The sequence below is a fragment of the Prevotella sp. TF12-30 genome (assembly GCF_003436715.1).
In the GTDB taxonomy this organism is placed as follows: domain Bacteria; phylum Bacteroidota; class Bacteroidia; order Bacteroidales; family Bacteroidaceae; genus Prevotella; species Prevotella copri_A.
Map to the genome: position 1 here is coordinate 1 of NZ_QSQJ01000007.1, position 1827 is coordinate 1827.

At 51.7% G+C, this 1827-nt stretch carries 1 tRNA gene and 1 rRNA gene; both read left to right on the forward strand.

The annotated features are described in order from the left end of the window. The first annotated feature begins 83 nt into the window (after window positions 1-83). Window positions 84-1615: ribosomal RNA gene (locus DXD25_RS04290) — 16S ribosomal RNA — on the forward strand. 132 nt (window positions 1616-1747) lie between these two features. Further along, window positions 1748-1821 (forward strand) — tRNA-Ile (locus tag DXD25_RS04295). The last annotated feature ends 6 nt before the right edge of the window (window positions 1822-1827 follow it).

A 1827-nucleotide genomic window follows, 5' to 3' on the forward strand; every position in this document is an offset into this window, starting at 1 on the left:
AAACGAAAAGGATATTCGTCCTAAGTACAGACAACAAACACCGATTGCTTCAGCAATGAGGCAAGAAGTAAAAATGATATTTTACAATGGAGAGTTTGATCCTGGCTCAGGATGAACGCTAGCTACAGGCTTAACACATGCAAGTCGAGGGGAAACGATAGAGGAAGCTTGCTTCCGATAGGCGTCGACCGGCGCACGGGTGAGTAACGCGTATCCAACCTGCCCATCACTTGGGGATAACCTTGCGAAAGTAAGACTAATACCCAATGACGTCCATAGAAGACATCTGAAATGGATTAAAGATTTATCGGTGATGGATGGGGATGCGTCTGATTAGCTTGTTGGCGGGGTAACGGCCCACCAAGGCGACGATCAGTAGGGGTTCTGAGAGGAAGGTCCCCCACATTGGAACTGAGACACGGTCCAAACTCCTACGGGAGGCAGCAGTGAGGAATATTGGTCAATGGGCGAGAGCCTGAACCAGCCAAGTAGCGTGCAGGATGACGGCCCTATGGGTTGTAAACTGCTTTTATAAGGGAATAAAGTGAGTCTCGTGAGACTTTTTGCATGTACCTTATGAATAAGGACCGGCTAATTCCGTGCCAGCAGCCGCGGTAATACGGAAGGTCCGGGCGTTATCCGGATTTATTGGGTTTAAAGGGAGCGTAGGCCGGAGATTAAGCGTGTTGTGAAATGTAGATGCTCAACATCTGCACTGCAGCGCGAACTGGTTTCCTTGAGTACGCACAAAGTGGGCGGAATTCGTGGTGTAGCGGTGAAATGCTTAGATATCACGAAGAACTCCGATTGCGAAGGCAGCTCACTGGAGCGCAACTGACGCTGAAGCTCGAAAGTGCGGGTATCGAACAGGATTAGATACCCTGGTAGTCCGCACGGTAAACGATGGATGCCCGCTGTTGGTCTGAATAGGTCAGCGGCCAAGCGAAAGCATTAAGCATCCCACCTGGGGAGTACGCCGGCAACGGTGAAACTCAAAGGAATTGACGGGGGCCCGCACAAGCGGAGGAACATGTGGTTTAATTCGATGATACGCGAGGAACCTTACCCGGGCTTGAATTGCAGAGGAAGGATTTGGAGACAATGACGCCCTTCGGGGTCTCTGTGAAGGTGCTGCATGGTTGTCGTCAGCTCGTGCCGTGAGGTGTCGGCTTAAGTGCCATAACGAGCGCAACCCCTCTCCTTAGTTGCCATCAGGTCACGCTGGGCACTCTGGGGACACTGCCACCGTAAGGTGTGAGGAAGGTGGGGATGACGTCAAATCAGCACGGCCCTTACGTCCGGGGCTACACACGTGTTACAATGGCAGGTACAGAGAGATGGTGTTCTGCAAAGCGCATCTAATCCTTAAAGCCTGTCTCAGTTCGGACTGGGGTCTGCAACCCGACCCCACGAAGCTGGATTCGCTAGTAATCGCGCATCAGCCATGGCGCGGTGAATACGTTCCCGGGCCTTGTACACACCGCCCGTCAAGCCATGAAAGCCGGGGGCGCCTAAAGTCCGTGACCGTAAGGAGCGGCCTAGGGCGAAACTGGTAATTGGGGCTAAGTCGTAACAAGGTAGCCGTACCGGAAGGTGCGGCTGGAACACCTCCTTTCTGGAGAGACGAATTTCCTATGAAGATTTAGGAACAAGACTTAAAAGTTCGCTTCTCTTCTTGTACGCACCATCTGTTTAATTAAATAAGAGATAGAGAATGTTCGGCAGAGATGCTACTCTTTACCAACACAGTCCTATAGCTCAGTTGGTTAGAGCGCCACACTGATAATGTGGAGGTCGGCAGTTCAAATCTGCCTGGGACTACTTCTC